The sequence below is a fragment of the Pseudomonas sp. AC463 genome (genome assembly GCF_979253585.1).
The window spans coordinates 1-257 of record NZ_CEEDDZ010000817.1 but is presented as its reverse complement, the minus strand read 5'-3'; the positions used below and the strand labels follow the sequence as shown (position 1 = coordinate 257).

At 55.3% G+C, this 257-nt stretch carries 1 pseudogene; it reads left to right on the top strand.

Annotated elements, in window-relative coordinates:
* Positions 1–73: 73 nt before the first annotated feature.
* A pseudogene (locus AC0IYH_RS32495) lies at positions 74–257 on the top strand (N-acetyl sugar amidotransferase); the annotation flags it as partial.

Here is a 257-nt window from a genome sequence, read left to right as displayed (position 1 = left end):
CCTCATGAACAAGCGCGATGTCATTACCCAGTATAACCTGCCGTCGGAGGTACGCTTCTGTCGCAAGTGTACGATGTCTAACCAACGTCCTCGCATCCAATTTGATGACGAGGGCGTGTGTTCGGCGTGCCGCTTCAACGAGGAGAAGCGGAGCTTCGACTGGGATCTGCGTGAGCGTGAACTGATCGAGTTGTGCAATCGCCATCGCAAGAACAACGGTGACTATGACGTCATCGTGCCGTGCAGTGGCGGAAAGG